The sequence below is a fragment of the Pseudomonas sp. NBRC 111138 genome (genome assembly GCF_001320835.1).
Lineage (GTDB): Bacteria > Pseudomonadota > Gammaproteobacteria > Pseudomonadales > Pseudomonadaceae > Aquipseudomonas > Aquipseudomonas paracarnis.
The window spans coordinates 82,943-105,116 of sequence record NZ_BCBO01000097.1 but is presented as its reverse complement, the minus strand read 5'-3'; the positions used below and the strand labels follow the sequence as shown (position 1 = coordinate 105,116).

The 22,174-nt window shown below is 60.3% G+C and carries 21 protein-coding genes; 6 read left to right on the top strand and 15 right to left on the bottom strand.

The annotated features are described in order from the left end of the window. Window position 1: 1 nt before the first annotated feature. From APH41_RS19150 to APH41_RS19130, 5 genes are all read right to left on the bottom strand, one after another. The gene (locus APH41_RS19150; protein ID WP_371262629.1) at window positions 2-1,213 is read right to left on the bottom strand and encodes an ABC transporter permease; all 1,212 of its coding nucleotides are present in this window, start codon (window positions 1,211-1,213) and stop codon (window positions 2-4) included. Then, window positions 1,201-1,911: an ABC transporter ATP-binding protein gene (locus APH41_RS19145; RefSeq protein WP_054920764.1), complete on the bottom strand. Its 711-nt coding sequence runs from the start codon at window positions 1,909-1,911 to the stop codon at window positions 1,201-1,203. The genes APH41_RS19150 and APH41_RS19145 overlap by 13 nt, the downstream gene beginning before the upstream one ends. Window positions 1,912-2,074: 163 nt before the next feature. Continuing rightward, window positions 2,075-2,554, bottom strand: a complete 480-nt coding sequence (locus APH41_RS19140; RefSeq protein WP_054896760.1) for a hypothetical protein — start codon at window positions 2,552-2,554, stop codon at window positions 2,075-2,077. A gap of 229 nt (window positions 2,555-2,783) precedes the next feature. Continuing rightward, window positions 2,784-3,146, bottom strand: a complete 363-nt coding sequence (locus tag APH41_RS19135) for a hypothetical protein (protein ID WP_054920761.1) — start codon at window positions 3,144-3,146, stop codon at window positions 2,784-2,786. A 325-nt stretch (window positions 3,147-3,471) separates the two neighbouring features. Further along, window positions 3,472-3,930 carry an anti-sigma factor domain-containing protein gene (locus tag APH41_RS19130; RefSeq protein ID WP_034128870.1) on the bottom strand — a complete coding sequence of 153 codons (459 nt, stop codon included), beginning with the start codon at window positions 3,928-3,930 and terminating at the stop codon, window positions 3,472-3,474. A gap of 136 nt (window positions 3,931-4,066) precedes the next feature. Here APH41_RS19130 and APH41_RS19125 point away from each other — a divergent pair, with 136 nt between their 5' ends. After that, entirely contained in the window at window positions 4,067-4,639 is a 573-nt protein-coding gene (locus APH41_RS19125) for a DUF2780 domain-containing protein (RefSeq protein WP_054920759.1), read from the top strand. Here the strand turns inward: APH41_RS19125 and APH41_RS19120 are convergent. Continuing rightward, the gene (locus APH41_RS19120) at window positions 4,636-5,520 is read right to left on the bottom strand and encodes an acyltransferase (protein WP_054896763.1); all 885 of its coding nucleotides are present in this window, start codon (window positions 5,518-5,520) and stop codon (window positions 4,636-4,638) included. The two genes, APH41_RS19125 and APH41_RS19120, sit on opposite strands and share 4 nt — an antisense overlap. Before the next feature lie 171 nt (window positions 5,521-5,691). Between APH41_RS19120 and APH41_RS19115 the strand changes: the two genes are divergently transcribed. Genes APH41_RS19115 through creD form a run of 4 tightly spaced genes read left to right on the top strand, consistent with a single transcriptional unit; the run spans window position 5,692 to window position 9,709 of the window. After that, complete coding sequence (locus tag APH41_RS19115) at window positions 5,692-6,192, top strand: ATP-dependent zinc protease (protein WP_014720226.1); 501 nt, start codon at window positions 5,692-5,694, stop codon at window positions 6,190-6,192. Window positions 6,193-6,200: 8 nt separating this feature from the next. Then, window positions 6,201-6,869, top strand: coding sequence for a two-component system response regulator CreB (gene creB / locus APH41_RS19110; RefSeq protein WP_054920757.1), 669 nt, complete (start codon window positions 6,201-6,203; stop codon window positions 6,867-6,869). Further along, window positions 6,869-8,308, top strand: coding sequence for a two-component system sensor histidine kinase CreC (gene creC, locus APH41_RS19105; protein WP_054920754.1), 1,440 nt, complete (start codon window positions 6,869-6,871; stop codon window positions 8,306-8,308). The genes creB and creC overlap by 1 nt, the downstream gene beginning before the upstream one ends. A 51-nt stretch (window positions 8,309-8,359) precedes the next feature. Next, entirely contained in the window at window positions 8,360-9,709 is a 1,350-nt protein-coding gene (creD, locus tag APH41_RS19100; RefSeq protein WP_054920752.1) for a cell envelope integrity protein CreD, read from the top strand. A 207-nt stretch (window positions 9,710-9,916) separates the two neighbouring features. Here creD and APH41_RS19095 read toward each other — a convergent pair whose 3' ends face one another. From APH41_RS19095 to APH41_RS19065, 8 genes are all read right to left on the bottom strand, one after another. Next, window positions 9,917-10,546: a glutathione S-transferase gene (locus APH41_RS19095; protein ID WP_054920749.1), complete on the bottom strand. Its 630-nt coding sequence runs from the start codon at window positions 10,544-10,546 to the stop codon at window positions 9,917-9,919. A gap of 106 nt (window positions 10,547-10,652) precedes the next feature. Next, window positions 10,653-10,823, bottom strand: a complete 171-nt coding sequence (locus tag APH41_RS29090; protein WP_175550951.1) for a hypothetical protein — start codon at window positions 10,821-10,823, stop codon at window positions 10,653-10,655. Then, window positions 10,820-11,923 (bottom strand): PepSY domain-containing protein, encoded by a 1,104-nt coding sequence (locus APH41_RS19090; RefSeq protein WP_054920747.1) that lies wholly within the window; start codon window positions 11,921-11,923, stop codon window positions 10,820-10,822. Before APH41_RS19090 ends, APH41_RS29090 begins: the two co-directional genes overlap by 4 nt. A 62-nt stretch (window positions 11,924-11,985) precedes the next feature. Beyond that, entirely contained in the window at window positions 11,986-14,415 is a 2,430-nt protein-coding gene (locus APH41_RS19085; RefSeq protein WP_054920744.1) for a TonB-dependent siderophore receptor, read from the bottom strand. Window positions 14,416-14,626: 211 nt separating this feature from the next. Then, the gene (locus APH41_RS19080; protein WP_054920742.1) at window positions 14,627-15,595 is read right to left on the bottom strand and encodes a FecR domain-containing protein; all 969 of its coding nucleotides are present in this window, start codon (window positions 15,593-15,595) and stop codon (window positions 14,627-14,629) included. Beyond that, window positions 15,592-16,110: an RNA polymerase sigma factor gene (locus APH41_RS19075; protein WP_054920740.1), complete on the bottom strand. Its 519-nt coding sequence runs from the start codon at window positions 16,108-16,110 to the stop codon at window positions 15,592-15,594. The genes APH41_RS19080 and APH41_RS19075 overlap by 4 nt, the downstream gene beginning before the upstream one ends. A 148-nt stretch (window positions 16,111-16,258) precedes the next feature. Further along, window positions 16,259-16,966 (bottom strand): PolC-type DNA polymerase III, encoded by a 708-nt coding sequence (locus APH41_RS19070; RefSeq protein WP_054920737.1) that lies wholly within the window; start codon window positions 16,964-16,966, stop codon window positions 16,259-16,261. Next, window positions 16,963-18,885, bottom strand: a complete 1,923-nt coding sequence (locus APH41_RS19065; RefSeq protein WP_054920778.1) for a putative nucleotidyltransferase substrate binding domain-containing protein — start codon at window positions 18,883-18,885, stop codon at window positions 16,963-16,965. Before APH41_RS19065 ends, APH41_RS19070 begins: the two co-directional genes overlap by 4 nt. A 246-nt stretch (window positions 18,886-19,131) precedes the next feature. Here APH41_RS19065 and APH41_RS19060 point away from each other — a divergent pair, with 246 nt between their 5' ends. Continuing rightward, entirely contained in the window at window positions 19,132-19,578 is a 447-nt protein-coding gene (locus tag APH41_RS19060; protein WP_054920736.1) for a response regulator, read from the top strand. A 156-nt stretch (window positions 19,579-19,734) separates the two neighbouring features. Here APH41_RS19060 and APH41_RS19055 read toward each other — a convergent pair whose 3' ends face one another. Beyond that, on the bottom strand, window positions 19,735-21,912 hold the full coding sequence (locus tag APH41_RS19055; protein WP_054920733.1) for a malate synthase G: 2,178 nt from the start codon (window positions 21,910-21,912) through the stop codon (window positions 19,735-19,737). Between the last annotated feature and the right edge of the window lie 262 nt (window positions 21,913-22,174).

Here is a 22,174-nt window from a genome sequence, read left to right as displayed (position 1 = left end):
TCTACTCGTCTTCACGCAGCGCTTCCACAGGTTGTAGCCGCGAGGCGGAAAGGGCGGGGTAAAGCCCAAAAAACATACCGACTACTATCGCGCTGCCAATGCCCAACGGCACCGACATTGGCGACAGCGCGAAGCTCCATCCCGATACACGGGCATAAATGAGGGCCAAGCCGACGCCCAGGATGGCTCCGGTAAGTGCTCCCAAGGTGGTCAAGGTCAGTGCTTCGATCATGAACAGGTTGCGGATATCGCGGGGACGAGCGCCCATGGCCATGCGCAAACCGATTTCTCGGCGCCGTTGCGCGATGCTCATCAGCATGACGTTCATCACCCCGACACCACTGGTGATAAGCGAAATGCCAGCGAGGGCGGCTAGCAGATAGGTGAAGGTTCGATTCTGTTGGGACAGGCCGTCGATGATCTGCTGGGGGACCAGAACGTCGATGTCCTGGCCGGGAAATAGCTGTCTTAATCCGTGTTTGAAGTCGGACGCCACGCTACCAATAGGACGCGCGCCCGGAGCACGTGCGAAAACGTGGGTGACTGGCGCCCAAGCTTGTAGTCGGCTGACACCTTGCAGTGGAATAAACATGGAGGTGTTGGGGTCGAACGGAGCAATCGCCGACGCAAACCGTGGATGCAGAACGCCTATGACTTGGAACAGTGCATGTTGCACTCGTAGTGTGTCGCCTATGCGCACCGGCGTGCCAGCGCTGGAGAGTTCATCGGCGAGCTGGCGGCCTATCACTGCATGAGTGGCTTGGTCATCGAATTCGCTCAGAAAACGCCCTTCATGCACTTCCAAGCCCAACGCCTGTTTCAGTGGGGGCGTTGAGCCGATCAGTTGGATAGAAATGTCGCGCCCCTTGAACGTCACTGAGTTGCCCATCAGGGCAACGGGTGCAATGTTCACTAAATCAGGGACTTTATTGCGCAGTTGAGTAATGCCTGCGGGCAGCGGCGAGGTTTGCCTCGTATCTGCGGCATTTGAAACCTGTGCAACTAGTGTATCGACACCCATTCCCTGGAAGATTGCAGCGGCTTCTTCGGCGGCGTTGTGACCGATATTGATGAGGGCGACCACCGAGCAGCTCCCCATGACGACGCCGAGAAGGGTGAGCACTGCGCGTTTGCCCAAGGTCCGCAGGTTTGTTCTGACGTCATGTATCAGGTCGCGAAAAGTTTGGCTCCCGCCGCTCATCAGTTCTGACACGGTTCGTGCTCACGCAGGGTTCGGTCCTGAACGAAGATTTGTCTGTCCAGGCGCGCGGCGATGTCTAAATCATGGGTGACGACAATCAGCGTGACGCGGTGCTCACGATTGATTGCCAGCAACAATTCCAGAATGTCGTTTGCCGTGCGGCTGTCCAGATTGCCAGTGGGCTCGTCCGCGAGAATCAGGGAAGGCTCCCCCACGAGAGCTCGCGCAATTGCGACTCGCTGTCGTTGGCCGCCAGACAGATCGGCGGGGAGGTGATGTGCCCGGTGGCTGAGGCCGACCTGGTCGAGTCTGTGCATGGCACGCTGCAGGGCTACTCGCCGGCCAAGGCCACGGTAGGAGAGAGGCAAGGCGACGTTGTCCAGTGCGCTGAGGCGTGGCATCAGGTTGAAGTTCTGGTAGATGAAACCTAGGTGTCGGTTGCGTAACACGGCCAGTTGATCCGGTGTCGCCTTGGATGTGTCGTGTCCGTAAAACTCATACCGCCCTTCATCAGCCCGGTCCAAGAGGCCGAGTATGTTAAGTAATGTGCTCTTACCTGAGCCCGAAGTGCCGAGCACGGCACAGTGGTCACCTGCGTTTATCTGCAAGTTTATGTTCTCAAGAATTGAGATGGGCTGTTTGGCAAGTTGATAATACTTGCATACGCCCTGCAGCGAGAGGGCGAGCGGGGGGGCAGGGATCACGAGCATTTGAAGTTCAGGATGTTCGATAAAAGAGGCGGGATGGCGACAATGTATTTGACTGTTCGCATGCAAACAAAAAACCGTGTGCGAGTTGTCTTTTCATTGGGCTAGGTGCCTGACGCCGGTGCTTTTGTAAATGCAAGAGCACCAGCGGCGAACAATCAGCGGCTTAGATCGAGATAAAGCATCTAGGGTCGGACCCGGACTTATCAAATATCATCTCAATTTCCGCACTTCGCAAACCGGGGTTATAGTTGGCCATTTTCAAATCATGCCATTGCCTGTCCTGCTTCATGGCATCTGCTGACTTTGTCACGCGGGTTCCATTTCGGCTGACGGTCTTGATATTGACATTGGCTTTGCTTCTGTCGGTGTGCCCGTCGGTTTTCACAATTCGGTACCTGTCTACGCGCACGTAATGTATGGTACTTCCGCTACCGGCAATAACGCCTTGAACGTAGCCGACAAACTTCCCAGTGCTGCATGAATGAGAAAATGCTGATTCAGTGACAGCTTGATTTGAGAAAGAGTTTCCAATCGGAACAGTGATGGTGCCGATAGCGCTCGCTAACCCGCTCGCACTTGCAACGGCCGGAAGGCCGAACAGCGCAATTGCAAGTAGTCCGGGTTTTAAGAAGGATTTAAACATGTCGTTCTCCGAAAAATTCATTGCTGTTTTCGGCACTTCGTGAGGGGCCTGGCCCGTGGCTTGGTTGTTGTTAGAACGGGTTGGCTGCAGTCTGATAGTTTTCTATTGTTAGTTAAGTAGGACTTGTCTGAGGTTTGCTATTTCCAGCAAACCCGCTTCTACAGGTTCTTTGGAAACTGCCAGTTGATGCGCAAGCAAACAAAGGGCGACCTGCGAGTCGCCCTGTGCATCACTTAAGCGCCGTCAACCGCAAATAGGGATCGGCCACCTCACCGTTTTTTATCAAACGTTTTCCACCGTAATCACAGTGCACCTTACCGTCGCGCACGTTGATGGCTTCTGCCTGCAATGCGTATTCCGGGTCCAGAAAATCATCGTTGGTCCCGGCGGTTTGCCCCGTCCATGTTTTGCCTTGGGTTTGGGCTGAATACTGATAGCCCTCGCCATAAGGCGGCGGCAGGTCGGGGTCTGTGTAGGGTTTTGAATGGATGTCGCTGACGGCAGGGCATTGGCCCGTGTCGACGGCTGCGTTGCTGGCTGGCAGGTTGTAGGCGGTGACTAGGGAAAAGAGATTAGGTACCCATCCGATCATCGTTATAACTCCTTGTCCACGAGGTAGTCCTCCCTGCTCTGCGTTGGGAGGCCGATCTGGGTGGGGCGTTACACGGGTTAGGTTCCTTGGAAGCTGCTACAGCAGGTTACGGGGCATGCAACGGGTCGGCCGGTGAGTCTGCAAATGAGACCATCTCTGGGAGCAGGCTCGCCCGCGAAGGCGATGTGTCAGTCACTGCATTATCGCTTTCGCAGGCAAGCCAGTTCCCACATTTGATCTTTGTTGCTTTGAACATTGCGTTCGCTTAACGGATCGGCATCAGGGCAAGCCCACTCCTACATTTAAACCGAGTGTCAGCCGGTGATTAGCGCGTGGCCAGGGCGCCTTGGTAGACGGTCGGCCCTGTCGGTTGCTTGCTCACCGAGCCACCCTTGGTTTCCGAACTCACCATCAGCTCCACCGGCTTGCTGATGCTTTCTTGCTGGCGCGGATTCAGGCCGATGATGCCTTTGCCATCCTCCGGCAGCAGGCCAAGGGATACCGGTGTGCCGTCTTTGGGAATCGCCCAGAGTTCAAGGCTTTGGTCCGGTGCTGGCGCCGTGGAGGCAATCGGCTGCACTTCCAGGTAATCCTTGTGGGCCATGATTTGTGCGGCTGGCTGCTGGGTCGTGGTCACCAATGTCGCCGCGGATTTGACGCTGTCCTGGGTGTAGAGCGCGCCGCCGATACCGGCAACCACCACCACGCAGGCGCCGATGAACAGGCGAGGGCGGCTCCAGAACGCAGGCTTGTGCTCAATCACTGGGGGTTGGATCGCAGTCATAAGTCTCTTCTCGACAAATTTTGTAGTCAGTTCATGGACCCGCTTATCCCCGATGGGTTCCTCAGGGGCTCCGGAACAACCGACGGGATACCCAGTCCAACGCCTGCGTTTACCCCTATACCCAGAGGTTGTTTCGATGAAGATTTCACGCGGTTTTGCCCTGTCCTGCCTGTTGACCGTGGCCGCCGGCCCGGTGTTCGCCGCAGGTTTCAGCCTTGGCGATGCAGCCAATGCCATTTCCGGCATGCAGGGTGGCAACAACAAGGCTGCCGCCGCCGCGCCCACCTCGGAGACGGCCGACCTGCTGACGGCCTTGACCTCGCAACTGAACATCACCCCCGAGCAAGCAGTGGGCGGCACGGGCGCCATGCTGGGTCTGGCCAAGAACAAACTGAGCGGCAATGACTTCTCGCAGCTGAGTAACAGTGTGCCGGGCCTCGACAAGCTGTCGGGTGATAACGCATTGGGCAGCCTCGGGGCCTTGAGCGGGATGCTCGGCCAAACCGGTGGCAGCAAGACCAGCGGCCTGGACGGCCTGTTGGGCAACGTGAAAAGCACCAATGACTTGAACACCGCCTTCAGCGCATTGGGCATGGACAGCGGCATGGTCGGCCAGTTTGCCCCGGTGATCCTGAAATACCTGGGCGGCGAGGGGGCCAGCAGTTCCGTGCTGGGCAAATTGGCTCAGGCCTGGGGTACCGGCAGCTAAGGCTCTTGGCGCAGTTGTTCGATGCGCGCATCCTTTTCCATCCAGAGCTGGTTGACCCAGTTCTGGACGGTCTGGCGAAACGCCGGATCGTTCTCGTAATCCCCTTGCCACAACGCCGGGTCCAGCTCGCGGGTGCGGATATCCACGATCACCTTCGGCACTGCGCCGCTGATCAAGTCCCAGAACCCCGGAATCTTTTGCTGCGGATACACCACGGTCACGTCGAGGATCGCGTCCAGTTGTTCGCCCATCGCCGCCAGCACAAATGCCACGCCGCCCGCCTTGGGCTTGAGCAATCGGGTAAACGGTGACGCCTGCTGCTTGCGCTTGGCCTCGTTGAACCGCGTGCCCTCCAGGTAATTGACCACCGTGACCGGCTGGCGCTTGAACAGCTCGCAGGCCTCTTTGGTGATCTTCAAATCCTGCCCCGCCAGCTCCGGGTGCTTGGCCAGGAACGCCTTGGTGTAGCGTTTCATGAAGGGGTAATCCAGCGCCCACCAGGCCAGGCCGAGGAAGGGCACCCAGATCAGTTCTTTTTTCAGGAAGAACTTGAAGAACGGCGTGCGCCGGTTCAATGCCTGGATCAGCGCGGGAATATCGACCCAGGATTGGTGGTTGCTGATCACCAGGTAAGAGGTATCGCCGCGCAGGTCTTCGCCACCGCGAATATCCCATTGGGTGGGGATGCACGCGGCGAAGATCAGCTTGTCGATCTCGGCCCAGGTCTCGGCGATCCACATCACCGCCCAGGACGCATAGTCACGCGAGCGGCCCGGCGCCATCAGCTTGAGCAAGGCGAAGACCATCAAGGGGCCGATCAGGATCAGCGTGTTGACTAACAGCAGCAGTGTAACCAGACAGCCGGTGAGCAGGCGGCGCATAAGCAACTCTTGGAATTCTGTGGGCGGGCCATGATAAGCAAGGTGAGTCTAGAGGCCAAATCGCAAATTGCCCGACGAATGTTTCACACTGTGCGCGATATGCTCGGTCATCCAACTAAGTGCTGTGTTTGCGGTCTAGACTCCGCCCACTTCTTTCGAGGAAATCCTGCCGTGAAATTGCTCCTTGCCGCGTTCGCCCTGGTTGCTGTGCCTGTCATGGCCGCCGAACCGACCCTCTACGGTCGCTACGAATACATCCAGTTGCCGGAGATCGGCCAGACGTTCAAGGCCAAGATGGACACCGGCGCGCTGACCGCCTCGCTGTCGGCGCGCGACATCGAAACCTTTCAGCGCGACGGCGATGACTGGGTGCGCTTCCGCCTCGGCGGTGAAGACGCGGGTAACAAGGTCTATGAGCACAAGGTGTCGCGCATCAGCAAGATCAAGAGCCGCGCCGACGAAGATGATGACAAGGACGAAGCCAGTGTGGCCAAGCGCCCGGTGATCGATCTGGAGATGTGCCTGGGCGACGTCAAGCGCACCGTCGAGGTCAACCTCACCGACCGCAGCAGCTTCAACTACCCGCTGCTGATCGGCGCCAAGGCCTTGCGTGAATTTGGCGCTGCGGTAAACCCGGCACGTCGCTACACTGCCGACAAACCGGACTGCTGATTGAACCCATGCCGCACATCCTGATTGTCGAAGACGAAGCGGCAATAGCCGACACGCTGATCTTTGCCCTGCAAGGCGAGGGCTTCACCACCACCTGGCTGACGCTCGGCCAGGCGGCGCTGGAACATCAGCGCCTGACCCCGGCCGACCTGGTCATCCTCGACATCGGCCTGCCGGACATCACCGGCTTTGAAACCTGCAAGCAATTGCGCCGCTTCAGCGAAGTGCCGGTGATGTTCCTCAGTGCCCGGGATGCGGAGATCGACCGGGTGGTAGGGCTGGAGATCGGTGCCGACGATTATGTGGTCAAGCCTTTCAGCCCGCGGGAAGTGGCGGCGAGGGTCAGGGCGATTCTCAAGCGGGTCGGCCCGTGTGTGGCGCCAACCCTGTTCCAAGTGGATCTGGAACGCATGCAGATTCTTTATCGCGGCCAACCCTTGAGCCTCACGCGGCATGAGTTCCGCCTGCTGCAAAGTCTGCTGGACCAACCCGAGCGCGTGTTCAGCCGCGAGCAACTGCTGGACGCGGTGGGCGTAACCGTTGATGCCGGTTACGAGCGCAATATCGACAGCCATATCAAGAGTGTGCGCAGCAAACTCAGGAGTGTGGCGGCGGATGCCGAGCCGATCCAGACCCATCGTGGCCTCGGCTATAGCTACAGCCCGAGCCACAGCTGATGCGTCTTGGGCTGCGGATTTTCCTGGTGTATGCGCTGTTTATCGGCCTGACCGGCTACTTCGTGCTCAACACCGTGATGAAGGAAATCCGCCCCGGCGTGCGCCAGTCCACCGAAGAAACATTGGTGGACACCGCCAACCTGCTGGCTGAAATCCTGCGTGCAGACGTTAAAAACGGCACCCTCGGCCAGAGCCATTGGCCAAAGCTGCTCAAGGCCTATGGCAACCGTCAGCCGGGTGCGGTGATCTGGGGGCTTCCGAAAAACCAGGTCAACCATCGCATCTATGTGACCGACGCTACAGGCAGGGTATTGCTCGATTCCAGCGGTGAAGCAGTCGGCCAGGACTATTCGAAATGGAACGACGTGTACCTGACCCTGCGCGGCGAATACGGTGCGCGCTCCACCCGCAGCGATGCAGACGACCCCACCTCATCGGTGATGCACGTGGGGGCGCCGATTCGCGATAACGGCCAGATCATCGGCGTGGTCACGGTGGCCAAGCCCAACAGCTCGTTGCAACCCTACGTGGATCGCACCGAGCGGCGCCTGCTGTGGTACGGCGCCGGGCTGGTCACCCTGGGGCTGCTGCTGGGCGCGCTATTGTCGTGGTGGCTGACGGCGGCCCTCAGGCGCCTTACCGCCTATGCCGAAGCCGTGAGCGAGGGCCGCCGCGCGGAGTTGCCGCATTATCGCGGCGGCGAGCTCAAGCAGTTATCCACCGCCGTGGAACACATGCGCACGCAGCTGGAAGGCAAGGCTTACGTAGAGCGCTACGTGCATACGCTGACCCATGAACTGAAGAGCCCGTTGGCGGCGATTCGCGGTGCAGCAGAGCTGTTGCAGGGTGACATGAGCCGCGAGCAGCAGCAGCGGTTTGTCGGCAATATCGACAGCGAAAGTGCGCGCCTGCAACAGTTGATCGAACGCCTGTTGAACCTAGCCCAAGTTGAGCAACGCCAGGGGCTGGAAGAGCAGTCGAGCATTCCTTTGGCAACGCTGGTTGAAGATGTGCTGAAGGCTCAATGTGCACGAATCGAAGGCGCCGGCTTGCAGGTGGAGCAGGCCATTGCTGGCGATGTGAAGGTGTTTGGTGAGCCCTTCCTGTTGCGCCAGGCCCTGGGCAACCTGCTCGACAATGCTCTGGACTTCACCCCACCCGGCGGCACGCTGCGGTTTAGCGCCCAGGTGCAGCATCACGATGTGCAGGTCAGCCTGTTTAACCAGGCCAAGGCGATTCCCGATTACGCCTTGCCGCGCCTGAGCGAGCGGTTCTACTCGCTGCCACGTCCGGCCAGCGGGCGCAAAAGTACGGGCCTGGGGCTCAACTTTGTCGAGGAGGTGATGAAGCTGCACGGCGGCTCGTTGCAGATCGGCAACGTACCGGGCGGCGTGCAAGCGGTGCTGCATCTCCACACAGTCTCCACATTGCCCACATAAATCTCCCATACCCACTGGGCAGACTCTCCCCATCAAAACAGGGAGAGACCCATGAACCGCAACCTGCTTTTCAAATTGGGCGCGATTGCGCTGCTGATCCTGCTGTTGCTGATTCCATTGTTGATGATCAACGGCATCATCAGCGACCGTCAGCAACTGCGCGACGGCGTACTGATGGACATTGCCCGCAGCTCAAGCTTTGCCCAGCGCCTCACCGGGCCGGTGATGGTGGTGCCGTATCGCAAGACCGTGCGCGAGTGGAAGCTCAATGAAAAGCTCAACAAGCGCTACGAAGAAACCCGTGAAGAACGCGGCCGTCTGTATTTCCTGCCGGACCGTTTTGAGCTCGACGGCAAGGTGCAAACCGAACTGCGCTCACGGGGCATCTATCAGGCGCGGTTGTTCCACGCCGACAACCGTATCAGCGGGCGTTTCGACTTGCCTGCGCAGTTGGGGATCACCGAAGACTTCGCCGACTACCGCTTTGAACCAGCGTTTTTGGCGGTGGGCATCAGTGATATTCGGGGTATTGAAAACGCGCTGAAACTGGAGCTGGGTGACCAGCGGCTGGAGTTCTCGCCAGGCTCCCAAGTCGACTGGCTGGGCGAGGGCGTGCATGTGACGCTGCCGGCGCAGGACGGCAAGAAACCTTCCGTGCTGGAGTTCGCCTTCGACCTGCGCCTGCAAGGCACCGAGCAACTGCAAGTAGTGCCGGTGGGCAAGACCAGCCAGGTAACACTGGCGTCCAACTGGCCGCACCCGAGCTTTGTCGGCAACTTCCTGCCGGCTCAACGTGAGGTGACCGACCAGGGCTTCAGCGCCAATTGGCAGACGACATTCTTCTCCACCAACCTCGAACAAGCCCTGCAGAACTGCCTGGACGGGCAAGGCTGTGAAGACTTCAGCAACCGCAGCTTTGGGGTGAACTTCATCGACCCGGTAGACCAGTACCTCAAGAGCGATCGGGCGATCAAATATGCGCTGTTGTTTATCGCCCTGACCTTTGCCGGCTTCTTTCTCTTCGAGGTGCTCAAGAGTCTGGCGGTGCACCCTATCCAGTACGCCCTGGTGGGCGTGGCGCTGGCGTTCTTCTACCTGCTGCTGTTGTCGTTGTCCGAGCATCTGGGCTTTGCCCTGGCCTACCTGATATCTGCCAGCGCCTGTGTGGTGTTGATCGGCTTCTACGTATGCCATGTGCTGCGTAGCGTCGCCCACGGCCTGGGGTTTTCGGCCGGGCTGGCGGCGTTGTATGGCTTGCTGTACGGCTTGCTCAGTGCCGAGGATTACGCGCTGTTGATGGGCTCGTTGTTGCTGTTTGGCCTGCTGGGCACGGTGATGGTGCTGACGCGCAAGCTGGATTGGTACGGGGTGGGTAAACGCAAGGTGGAGCAAGGGCAATGATCGGATTGCGCGAAGATCAGCAGATGAAAGCGAGGATGGTCGACTTCCTCACCAACGCCACCTTTCACTGTAGGAGCGAGCTTGTTGTGGCGAGCAAGCTTGCTTGCGCTGGGGTGCGAAGCGCCCCTGATAAAGCCGGCTCCAGCTGCGCTGTCGAGCGGGAGCAAGCTCCCTCGCCACAACAAGCTCGCTCCTACAGGGGGCTGGTCAAACCGGGGGTTGGGTCTGGTGCATCGAAGACCGCTGGCTGACTTCGGCGTACCAGGCGGCGAGCTTGGGGTTATCTATGCGCCATTGCAGATCCGGGTGGCGAAAGTCTATGTAGCCCAGGGCACAGGCCACGCTGATGGCGGCGATGTCGAAGTGGCTGGCCAGTTCGGCAATGGCGTCCCGCTCCAGTTCGGCGAGGGCGCGGCGGATCTTGTTGCGCTGTTCGTCCAACCATTGGTCCCAGTGTTTCTCCACCGGACGCATGGCGGTCTCGTAACGTACCAGCACGGCGGCATCCATGATGCCGTCAGCCATCGAGGCCAGGGTCAGGCGCCGCCAGCGGGCCGAGCCGGCGCGGGGGATCAGCGGGTTGCCGACATGCTGGTGGTCGAGGTAATCGAGAATCACCCGGCTGTCGTGCAATACCGAACCGTCGGCCAGGCGCAGGGCCGGGATCTTGCCCACGGGGTTGCCTTGCAGCACTTCGGCATCCGGGTTGACCGGCGTGGGCAGGCACGCGTGCAGGGCCACACGATCCTGCTGGCCGGTCTCGATCAGCAGCACGCGCACTTTACGCACGAAGGGCGAAGCGGGGTTGTGGAACAAGGTCATGCTGGGGGCGGACATGGGCATTCCTCTGTAGGAGCGAGCTTGCTCGCGAATAACGCCAACGATAACGCAGCTCGCCTGGTTTAACGCGGTGCTCTCAGGTTTTTCGCGAGCAAGCTCGCTCCTACAGTAGTTTGTAGACGGCAATGGCCGCGGGTATGCCCAGCCCGATCCAACTCAACGAATCCCACCACCCATCGCCCAGCAACGCCGCAAACAACCCGGCGGCACTGAGCAGGCCAATCCCCAGCGGTATGGCAAAGACCTTCCAGACATTCGACTGCCGCGGCTTCATACCTTGGCCGCCTTGCGCCGTACGATCCATAAGTAAATGCCGCTCACCAGCACGATGATGGTCAGCACATCCAGCACCGCCCACAAAATCTTCATCGGCATGCCGCCGTAATCACCGAAATGCAGGGGTTGGGACATGCCCATGGCATCCATGTACCACGGCCGTTCGGCGATGGCGGTGACGGCCAGGGTGCTGGCGTCGATCAGCACCGGTGTCAGCAAATGGGAGGTCAGGTGGGTGCTGCCCTTCATGAACACGGCGTAGTGATGTTCGCTGGAAAAACGCGTGCCGGGGAAGGCGATAAAGTCCGGTTCCATACCGGGCGCGGCCTTGGCCGCAATGCTCAACAGCTCCGTGGCGGGCGCGCGTTGGGTCAGCGGCGGGGCGTTCTTGTAGGGTTCGATCATGGCGCTGAGGCTGTCCTCGCGCCACGCCGCGATGATCAAGTCGGCGCAGGCGCTGATCACGCCGGTTACCCCCACTACCAGCGCCCAGGTCAAAGTGACCACGCCGATCAGGTTGTGCAGGTCGAGCCAGCGCAAACGGGTGGACTTGTCCTGGCGCACGGTGGCGAACTTCAAGCGACGCATGAATGGCAGGTACAACACCGTGCCCGAGATAATCGCCAGCACAAACAGAAGGCCCATGAACGCCAGCAATAACTTGCCCGGCAGTCCGGCAAACATATCCACATGCAGGCGCAGCAGGAACAGAGTGAAGCCCCCATTGGCAGACGGCATTTCGACGGTTTCGCCAGTGCGGGCATCGAGCATGAAGGTGTGCGACGAGTTCGGCTCAGTACTGGCTGTGGCCGCCATGATCGCGATCACGCCGTTATTGTCGTCTTCGTCCCAGGCAAGGTACTGCATGGCCTCGCCGGGGCGATGGGCCTGGGCTTTGGCCACAAGCTGCTCAAGGTTGAGCCGGGGCGTATCGGCAGGCATCTGCGCCAGTTCGGGCTCATTGCCCAGCAGGTGGTCGATCTCGTGGTGAAACACCAACGGCAGGCCGGTGAGGGCGAGCAGCAGCAGGAATACGGTGCAGATCAGGCTGGTCCAGGTGTGGATGAAGGACCAGCGGCGGATGGTTTTGCTTTTCATTGTCTAGCCTTCAGATGCACCAAAGCCGCCTTGTTGGGCGGCCTGGTGGTTAGCTCAGCTGATTACCACTGGTAGGTGGCGCTGGCGACGACGCTGCGTTGGTCGCCGAAGTAGCAATAGGAGCCATCACAGGTGGAAATGTAGTCTTTGTTGAACAGGTTGGTCGCGTTCACTTTCACCGACGCGCCCTTGAGGCTGTTGTCCAGGCGGCCGAGGTCGTAATGCACGGAGCCGTCGAACACGGTGTAGGCGTTGGCCTTGCCGGCCCAGGTATTGGCTTGGTCGCCATAGGTATTGCCGGTGTAGCGTGCGCCGAAGCCGATACCGAAACCGTCGAGGGCACCGGTGTGCCAGGTGTAGTCGGTCCACAAGGACGCTTGTTGGTTAGGCATCAGTTGCAGGCGGTTGCCTTTGTACTGACCTTTTTGCACCTCAGACTTGGCCAGGGTGTAGGCCGCGATGACCTTGAGGTTTTCGGTCACATCAGACACGGCTTCCAGCTCCAGTCCCTTGACCTTTACTTCTCCGGTCTGGTCGGTCACGGAGGCACCACCGGACTGGAAGCTGGTGACTTGCACGTTCTTCTGGGTCAGGTCGTAGACCGCTGCACTCAGCAGGGTGTTGGAGCCGGGTGGCTGGTATTTGATCCCCAACTCCCACTGCTTGCCTTCCGTCGGCTTGAACGACTGGAGGGGGTCGACGCTGGCGTTGCTCGCAGGCTGGAACGACTCGGCGTACGAAAGGTAGGGGACGAAGCCCGAGTCGAACACATAGCTCAGCGCCGCATTGCCACTGAAATTCTTGCTGCGGTCGGTATTGGTCGCGTCGTTCTTGTTGAAGTAGGTGGTGCCCTGGTGCACCCAGTCTTCACGACCACCAAGAGTCAGGCGCCAGTTGTCCAGGGCCATCTGGTCCTGCACGTAAAGGCCGGTCTGCACGGTTTTCTGGTTGTAATCGTAGAACGCGGTGGAGCGCGCCGGGCGCACGATCGGCTGGCCATAGACCGGGTTAAAGATGTTCGTGGTGCCACCGTCGCCGAAAATCGCCAGGTACGAGGTGTCGGTGCGTTGATGATCCAGGCCCAGCAGCACGGTGTGGGAGATGTCGCCAGTGGCGAAGTCAGCCTGGAAGTTGTTGTCCACCGCGAACTGGCTGATGTCCTCGTCCACATTGGTCGAAGAGCGGCTGATGTCGCCATTGGCATCGGCGGGGGAGAAGGCAAACGAGCCTACCGTCAGTTGCTGGAACGCCAATTCGGATTTGGTGTAGCGCAGGTTCTGCTTGAATTGCCAGGTATCGTTGAAGCGGTGCTCGAACGCGTAGCCCAATGCGTAGTAGGTGCGGTCGTAGAAGTCGTAGTCCGGGTCGCCGAGGTTCTTGTGGTGGGAAACCTCGCCTAGCGGTGATTTGATTTTGGTGCCCTGGATCGGCAGGAACTGGCTGGTGGTGCCGGTATCGTCACGGGTGAACTGTGACAGCAAGGTCAGCTTGGTATCGGTGTCGATATTCCAGGTCAAGCTCGGTGCGATGTTGTACCGCTTGTTGTCGATGTGATCGACCTGGGTACCGGCATCGCGTACCACGCCGCCAACGCTGTAGAGAAACTGGCCCTCATCATCGATCTTGCCAGTGCTTTCGAAATTGATCTGGCGGTAGTTGTCACTGCCGTATTGCATCTGGATGGCGTGGCTCGATTCAGCGCTGGGGCGGCGGCTGACCATATCCAGCAGGCCGCCCGGAGGGGTCTGGCCATAGACTGACGAGGCCGGACCGCGCAGCAGGGCGAGGCGGTCGAGGTTCCAGGTTTCGGCTTTCGGGTTGGCGTACACGCCACGGGGCAGTGGCAGGCCATCAAGGAATTGCGTCGGCTCGAAGCCGCGTACGCGCATCCAGTCGTAACGGGTGTCGCTGCCGTAGCTGGCAGACACGATACCGGGCATGTATTTGACCGCATCGTCGAGGTTCTGCACGTTACGGTCCTGCATTTGCTCGCGGGTGGCTACCGAGATCGAGCGTGGTGCCTCGACCAGCGCGGTATCGGTTTTGGTGCCGGCGGCGGTACGCTTTGCTACATATCCCTCCACCGGCCCCCAAGCGCTTTCATAGCTGCCTTGGCCGGTGATGTTGGTGGTCGGCAAGGCAACGACGCCCTCCGGAACCGGCATCAGGGTGTAAGTGCCCACACTGCTCTGCTCCAACTGCAAGCCAGTACCGCGCAGCGCCTCACGCAACGCGCCCTGCGCATCGAACTGGCCTTGGACCGGCGCCGAGGTCTTGCCGGCGGCGAGTGCAGGGTTGAGGGTCAGCGCCAGGCCGGCCTGGCTGGCGATCTGGTTCAGGGTGGTGGCCAGGGGCGCAGCCGGCAGGTTATAGGCGCGCACGCTGGAGGCTTGTTCGGCGGCGATCAGCGGGGTGCTGGCGAGCGGGGCGCTGAGGGCGATCGCCATGGCTAACAGGCTGGGGCGCAACAAGGTGTCTAGCGTGCGGGACATACGGGCGGCTCCTGAATGGAAATATTTCTCAATTGCCTAGGTGCCGAGCGAGAATCGAAAAGTGATAGGGCCGGGTGAAAATATTTTTTGCGGTGTGCTGTGATCGTTCCCAAGCTCCGCGTGGGAACGCCTCGTGTGACGCTCTGCGTCACGGCCTGGGACGCAGAACGTCCGGGCTGCATTACCACGCGGAGCGTGGGAACGATCAAGCCTAAGGCTTACCCTTGACGGTCACCCACCACGGCGTGTGCTGCTCGATCTGCACCGGCAAAGTCGGCAACAGCGCATTCAATGCCAACGTGGTGTCGCGCAGCGGGAAACTGCCGGTGATGCGCAGGTCGGCCACGTTCTTATCCACCCCCAGGTAGCCGGTGCGATAGCGCGCCAATTCCTCGATCACATCCCCCAGCCGAGCGTTGTCCACTACCAGCATGCCGCGGGTCCAGGCATCGGTGGCGGGGGTGACGGCCAACAGTGGCCCGAGCCCGTCGCCGCGCATCAGCACTTGCTGGCCCGCCTTGAACACTTGTTCCTGGTGCAGCGCCTCGGGCTGGGCGGCCACGGCAGACTGCAACACACTCAGGCGCGTAGCGTCGTCTTCGCGCTTGACGATAAACCGGGTACCCAGCGCCCGCAGGCTGCCGTCGCGGGTTTGCACGTAGAAAGGGCGCGAATCGTCGTGGCCGGTTTCGACGAGAATTTCGCCTGCCTGCAACACGATCAAGCGGCGTGTTTCGTCGAAGCGCACATCAATGGCGCTGTGGGTGTTGAGGTTGATCCGCGTGCCGTCCGCCAGCTTCAGCGTGCGCTGTTCACCGGTGGCGGTGCGCTGGTCGGCCAGCCAATAGTGAATAGGTACGTAACGCTCACCGGCAAACAGCGCCAGGCCGCACACCAGCACGATACTGGCCAGGCCCCGGCCCAGCTTGCGCACGCGCTGGCGAATGCCGTGGCGCGACTGCAGCAGCGCCGCCCGAGCCGGGCCCGAGGCCACACTGAAACGCTGGTCGAGCATGCCCAACTGGCGCCAGGCGCGAGCGTGTTCCTCATCGCTGGCCAGCCACTTGCTGAACTCTTCCTGTTCCACCGCGCTGCCGTCGCCCGAGTCGAGGGACAGTTGCCAGGCAATCGCGGCATCCAGCACGCGCGACGACACCGGTTTGGAGCCGATGGCAGTCACGACGGCTCGCCATACAGTGCGACGTAGCACTGGCGAATGCCCTGGGCCAGATATTGGCGCACGCGGGGCACCGACACGCCAAGGCGCTGGGCGATTTCGGCATGGCCCAGGCCGTCGAGGCGGTTATAGAGGAACGCGGCGCGGGCCTTGCTCGACAACTTGCCGAGCAGGCGGTCGATGGCCTTGAGGTCTTCGAGGATCAGTTGCTGGGCTTCCGGCGAAGGCTGTTCGTTTTCCGGGATCAGCATCAATTCGGTGAGGTAGGCCTGTTCCAGGGCCGCACGACGGAAATAGTCGAACAGCAAACCCTTGGCGATGGCCACCAGGAACGCCCGCGGTTCGCGGGGCTCGCGCAACTCATCACGGCCCAGCAGGCGCATGAAGGTGTCCTGGCTCAGGTCTTCGGCACGGCTTGGGCACGCCACATTACGTCGCAGCCACGCCAACAGCCAGCCACGGTGGTCGCGATACAACGCACCAACAAGCTCACTGCGTGGGGTATGGACCGACGACAAGGCATCACCGAATAAGGTTTAAACTAACGAGAATTATTCGCGATTGTGTCAGAGGCGTAGGGTGGGCGCAATTGGCGTCTGTCGGGTGATCGTTCCCGCGCTCTGCGTAGGAATGCATCCCGCGATGCTCCGCGTCGGGCGCGAAGCGTTAAAGGGAAGGGGACTGCTTGCGTCGTTTCCATTGGGCCAAACGCTCATACAGCGCCTGGGGCGTATCGATCTGTTGCTGCCGCGCCCGGCTGAACAGGATCAACATCAGCTCCGCCGTCGCCAGTGCATCGGCGCTGGCATGGTGGCGTTCGCCGGCCTGTAGCCTGAAGTGGTTGAGCCAGTCGTCCAGCCCGGCTTCGCGGATATGCGCCTCTGGGCATAACAGCGGGGCCAGGTCTGCTACATCCATGAACGGATGGGCCAGGCGATAACCCAGGCTGTCCTTGAGCGCCCGGCACAGCATGTGTTGATCAAACGGCGCATGGAAGGCCAGCAGCGGACTATCGCCCACGAACGCCATGAAATCCAGCAACGCCTCGGTCGGGTCGCTGCCAGCGGCGATTGCACTGGGCCCCAGCCCGTGGATCAGCACACTGGGGCTGAGCTTGGTGTCGGTGCGCTGCAGGGTGCGTTCGAACAGTTGGGAGAAATCCACCGCACCGTCTTCGATGACCACGGCGCCGATGGACAGCACCTGGTCGCGGTGAAGGTTCAGGCCGCTGGTTTCCAGGTCCACCACTACCCAGCGCTGGCTGCGCAATGGGCCGTTGCCCAGTTCGGCGGGCTTGGGTAAATGCTCCAGGCGCTGCTGTTGCGCAGCGTTGAGCCCGGGCTTTTTCGCGCGCAGCCAGCCAAACAAACTCATAGCTGATACCGCAAGCTCAGGCTGCTTTGCAGGCGTTGGGCCTGGCGCAGGGACTCACGCAGGATGCGCCGGTCCAGGTGGTTGAGGCTGTCGGGGTCGACGCGGTTGGAATAGGGCAGGTTCTCGCGGGTCTGCAATTGGTGCTGCTGCATGCGGGTCTGCTGGATAAAGTGGTAGGCCTCTTCATAGGCGGCGCCATCCAGGGGTTCGATCACGGCCTTGTCCACCAACTGGCGCAGGCGTTCCAGGGTGTTGTTGGCGTGGATGCCATTGGCCAGGGCTAACAGGCGCGCGCCATCTACAAAAGGTGTAAGGCCCTGCACCTTGAGGTCGAGGGTGGCCTTTTCGCCATGTTTGCGGGTCAGCACGAACTCGCGGAAACGCCCCACCGGCGGGCGTCGCAGTAGTGCATTTTCGGCTAGCATCCGTTGGAACAAGCGGTTATCCGCCACCTGATCGAGAATGCCCTGACGCAGTTGCTCGCACCCGCGCTCGTCGCCCCATACCACGCGCAAGTCAAAATAGATGCTTGAGCCCAGCAGGTTTTCCGGCGTCGCTTCACGAATGAACGCGCCGAAGCGCCGCGCCCACTCCACGCGGGACAAGCACAGCTCGGGGTTGCCGGCCATGATATTGCCCTTGCACAGGCTGAAGCCGCACAGCGCCAGGCTTTGGTTGATGTGCTGCGCCAGCGGTAGCAAGCGCTCACGCCTTTCGGCGGCTTCGACGGCGTCCTTGGCCTCGAACAGGATGCCGTTGTCCTGGTCGGTGTACAGCGTTTGTTCGCGGCGGCCTTCGCTGCCAAAACACAGCCAACTGAAGGGCACGCCGGGGTCGCCTTTTTCCGCGAGGGTCAGCTCGATCACCCGGCACACGGTGTGGTCGTTGAGCAGCGTAATGATGTGGGTGATCTGGGTGGATGAGGCGCCATGGGCGAGCATGCGCTCCACCAACTGGCCGATTTCACCGCGAATCGCCACCAGGTTTTCCACCCGGGGCGCGTTGCGGATGGTGCGGGCCAGGTGCACCAGGTCCACACGCTGCAAGGAAAACAAGTCACGCTCGGAGACCACGCCACACAGGCGCTGGTCTTGCACCAGGCACACATGGGCGATATGTCGCTCGGTCATGGCGATGGCTGCGTCGAAAGCGCTGTGCTCCGGGCTCAAGTAAAACGGCGCCTGGGTCATGTGCCCGGCAATGCTCTGGCTGAAGTCGCTGGCGCCATCGGCGACCACCTGGCGCAGATCGCGCAGGGTGAAGATGCCCAGGGGTGCCTTGTGTTCGTTGACGATCACAATGCTGCCGACCTGCTGTTCGTGCATCAAGGTCACCGCTTCGCGCAACGGTGTGTGCGGGCTGCAGGTGACCGGGTGGCGCATGGCCAATTCACCCAGGCGGGTATTCAAGGAGTATTGGGTGCCGAGGGTTTCCACGGCTTTTTGCTGTACCTGCTGGTTGACCTGGTCGAGCAGGCTGCTGACCCCGCGCAAGGCGAAATCACGAAACGGGCTGGACAGCGCGAACAGTTTGATAAAGGCCGGTTTGTTCAATTGCAGGCAGAAGGTGTCTTCAGCGGCTTTGTGTTCTGTACGGGTCGCGCGCTCACCCAGCAGGGCGGCAAGGGGGAAGCATTCGCCGGTGGCGATTTCAAAGGTGGTGTCCGCCGAGTCTGGGCGCTCACCCACGACCCGGCCCTGCTTGACGATATAAAAGTGCTCGACCGGGCCGCCCGACGGTTTGAGGATGCTGTCGCCGAGGCCGTAGAAACGCAGTTGGCACTGTTCCACCAGGAAAGCCAGGTGCGCCTGTTCCATCTGGTTGAACGGCGGGAAGCGTTGCAGGAATTGCAGGGTGCCGTGGATGTTCTGCAACACAGCGGTTTTACCCGCCTGTGCGAATGCATCAGCTTTACTCATAACAGTGACCGCAGTGTTTTTGTCGTTATCGTGCTGCATGGTCGACTCCTGCGCAGTGGGTGCCCATTGGACGTAAGTCTAGGTCGAGGAGTACCGCGCAAAACTAGGGAAAAACCTTACATGACAATCGTCCAAAACCCGTAGAAAGCCCACTAGGCAAACTTTCCGACGAAGTGCACATTGTTCGCCCTTCCGCAGATGTCTGACGAGTGTGCTGGGAGATTGATGAGAACTGCTGAGAAACGTATGTCCGACCACGATATTTTGAGTGATGCCGAGCGCGAGGCGCTGAGCGCCGTGATGCTGGAGCCCGATTTACCCCCCCAACGCGTTTTGATCGTGGACGACGACAAGGACGCGCGTGAATTGCTGGCGGAAATCCTTGGGCTCGATGGTATTCGCTGCATGACTGCCGAAAGTGGCGAGGCTGCGTGGGATTTGTTGAAGACGAGCAGTTCCATCGGTTTGCTGATCACCGACCTGCGCATGGCGCCCAGCAATGGCCTGGAATTGATCCGCCAGGTGCGTGAGTCCACCCGTGCGGCGTTGCCGATCATCATCATGTCTGGAGACGCGGAAGCGCCGGATGTGATTGATGCGATGCATTTGAGCGTGGTGGATTTCTTGCTCAAGCCGATTGATAGCGTGAAGTTGGCGAAGTTGGTGAAGCGGGAGTTGGGGATGGTTTCCTGATTCTTGTGGTGAGTGTGATGGCCTCTTCGCGAGCAAGCCCGGCTCCCACATTTGAAATGCATTCCCCTGTGGGAGCTGGCTTGCCTGCGATTCAGGCAACGCGGTCTAACTGACACTGATAAAAAAGCCCTGATCTTTCGATCAGGGCTTTTTCCATTACAGGCCGTTCTTGGCCTTGAACTCCCGACGCCTGCGGTGCAACACCGGCTCGGTATAGCCATTAGGCTGCTTGGTCCCTTCAATCACCAACTCCACCGCTGCCTGGAACGCGATGTTGCTGTCGAAGTCCGGAGCCAGTGGGCGGTACAACGCATCCCCGGCATTCTGGCGGTCTACCACGGGCGCCATGCGCTTGAGGCTTTCCATCACCTGGTCTTCGTTGACAATGCCGTGGCGCAGCCAGTTGGCGATGTGCTGGCTGGAAATACGCAGGGTGGCGCGGTCTTCCATCAGGCCGACATCGTTGATGTCCGGCACCTTGGAGCAGCCCACACCCTGGTCGATCCAACGCACCACATAGCCGAGGATGCCCTGGGCGTTATTGTCCAGTTCGTTGCGGATTTCTTCCTCGGACCAATCGGTGTTGCTGGCCAGAGGAATGGTGAGGATATCGTCCACCGAAGCGCGCTCGCGCTTGGCCAGCTCGGCCTGGCGGGCGAACACATCAACCTTGTGGTAGTGCAACGCATGCAGGGCTGCGGCGGTCGGCGACGGTACCCAGGCGGTGTTGGCACCGGCCAACGGGTGGGCGATTTTCTGCTCGAGCATCGCCGCCATCAGGTCGGGCATGGCCCACATGCCTTTACCGATCTGTGCACGACCTTGCAGGCCGGTGCTCAGGCCGATATCGACGTTCCAGTTCTCATAGGCGCCGATCCACTTTTCTGCCTTCATGGCCGCCTTGCGCACCATCGCGCCGGCTTCCATGGAGGTGTGGATTTCATCGCCAGTGCGGTCGAGGAAACCGGTGTTGATAAACACCACGCGCTCACTGGCCGCCTTGATGCAGGCCTTGAGGTTGACCGTGGTGCGGCGCTCCTCGTCCATGATCCCGACCTTGAGGGTGTTGCGCGCCAGGTTCAGCACCTCTTCGATGCGACCGAACAGTTCGTTGGTGAACGCGGCTTCTTCCGGGCCGTGCATCTTCGGTTTCACGATGTATACGGAACCGGTGCGGCTGTTCTTGCGGGTGTTGTTGCCGTTGAGGCTGTGGATCGCCGCCAGGCTGGTGATCAGGCCGTCGAGGATGCCTTCGGGTACTTCGTTGCCGTCTTTATCGAGGATCGCGTCGATGGTCATCAAGTGGCCAACGTTGCGCACGAACAACAGCGAACGGCCGTGCAGGGTCACGTCGCTGCCATCCACGCCGGTGTAGACGCGGTCAGGGTTCATGGTGCGGGTGAAGGTCTGGCCGCCCTTGGCCACTTCTTCGGCCAGGTCGCCCTTCATCAGGCCGAGCCAGTTGCGGTAGATCACCACTTTGTCATCGGCGTCGACGGCGGCGACGGAGTCTTCGCAGTCCATGATGGTGGTCAGCGCGGCTTCCATCAGCACGTCTTTGACGCCTGCGGCGTCGGTTTGGCCGACTGGGGTGCTGGCGTCGATCTGGATTTCGAAGTGCAGGCCATTGTGCTTGAGCAGGATCGCAATCGGCTCGGCCGCAGGGCCCTGGAAACCGATCAACTGGGCATCGTCACGCAGGCCGCTGTTGCTGCCGCCTTTGAGGCTGACGATCAGCTTGCCATCGACGATTTTGTAGCCGGTGGAATCGACATGGCTGCCGGCGCTGAGCGGTGCGGCCTCGTCGAGGAAAGCGCGGGCGAAGGCAATGACCTTGTCGCCACGCACTTTGTTATAGCCCTTGCCTTTCTCGGCGCCGTTGGCTTCGCTGATGGCGTCGGTGCCATAGAGCGCGTCGTACAGCGAGCCCCAGCGCGCATTCGAGGCATTGAGGGCGAAGCGGGCGTTCATCACCGGCACGACCAGCTGTGGGCCGGCCATGCGTGCGATCTCATCATCGACGTTTTGGGTCGAGGCCTCAAAGTCTGCGGCTTCTGGCAACAGGTAGCCGATGTCTTGCAGGAAGGCTTTGTAGGCCACCGGGTCATGGGCCTGGCCGGCGTGGGTCTGGTGCCAGGTATCGATCCGCGCCTGGAAGTCGTCGCGTTTGGCGAGTAGGGCTTTGTTCTTCGGGGCCAGGTCATGGATGACCTTGTTGGCACCGGCCCAGAACTGGTCGGCAGTGATGCCGGTACCGGGAATGGCTTCGTTGTTCACGAAGTCGAACAGGACTTTGGCGACCTGCAGGCCACCGACTTGAACGTGTTCAGTCATTGCTTGCCTCACTCTGCGGAGCTTATGCGCTTTTTCAGATTTTCATTATGTAGTGCACGGTTGGGCATACTACATGATGACTTGCGGTTGTGAAAATTAGACTAAATACGTCGTTTAGCGACCCACTTTGGTCGTACGGTCACAGCGGAGAACAGGATGTTCTCAAAAAACTATTGGATTGTTCCAGATAAATATCAAAATGGTACACGATTTGTCTGTGAGAGCTGGCTTGCCTGGGATGGACGTTAACGATCACGCGTAC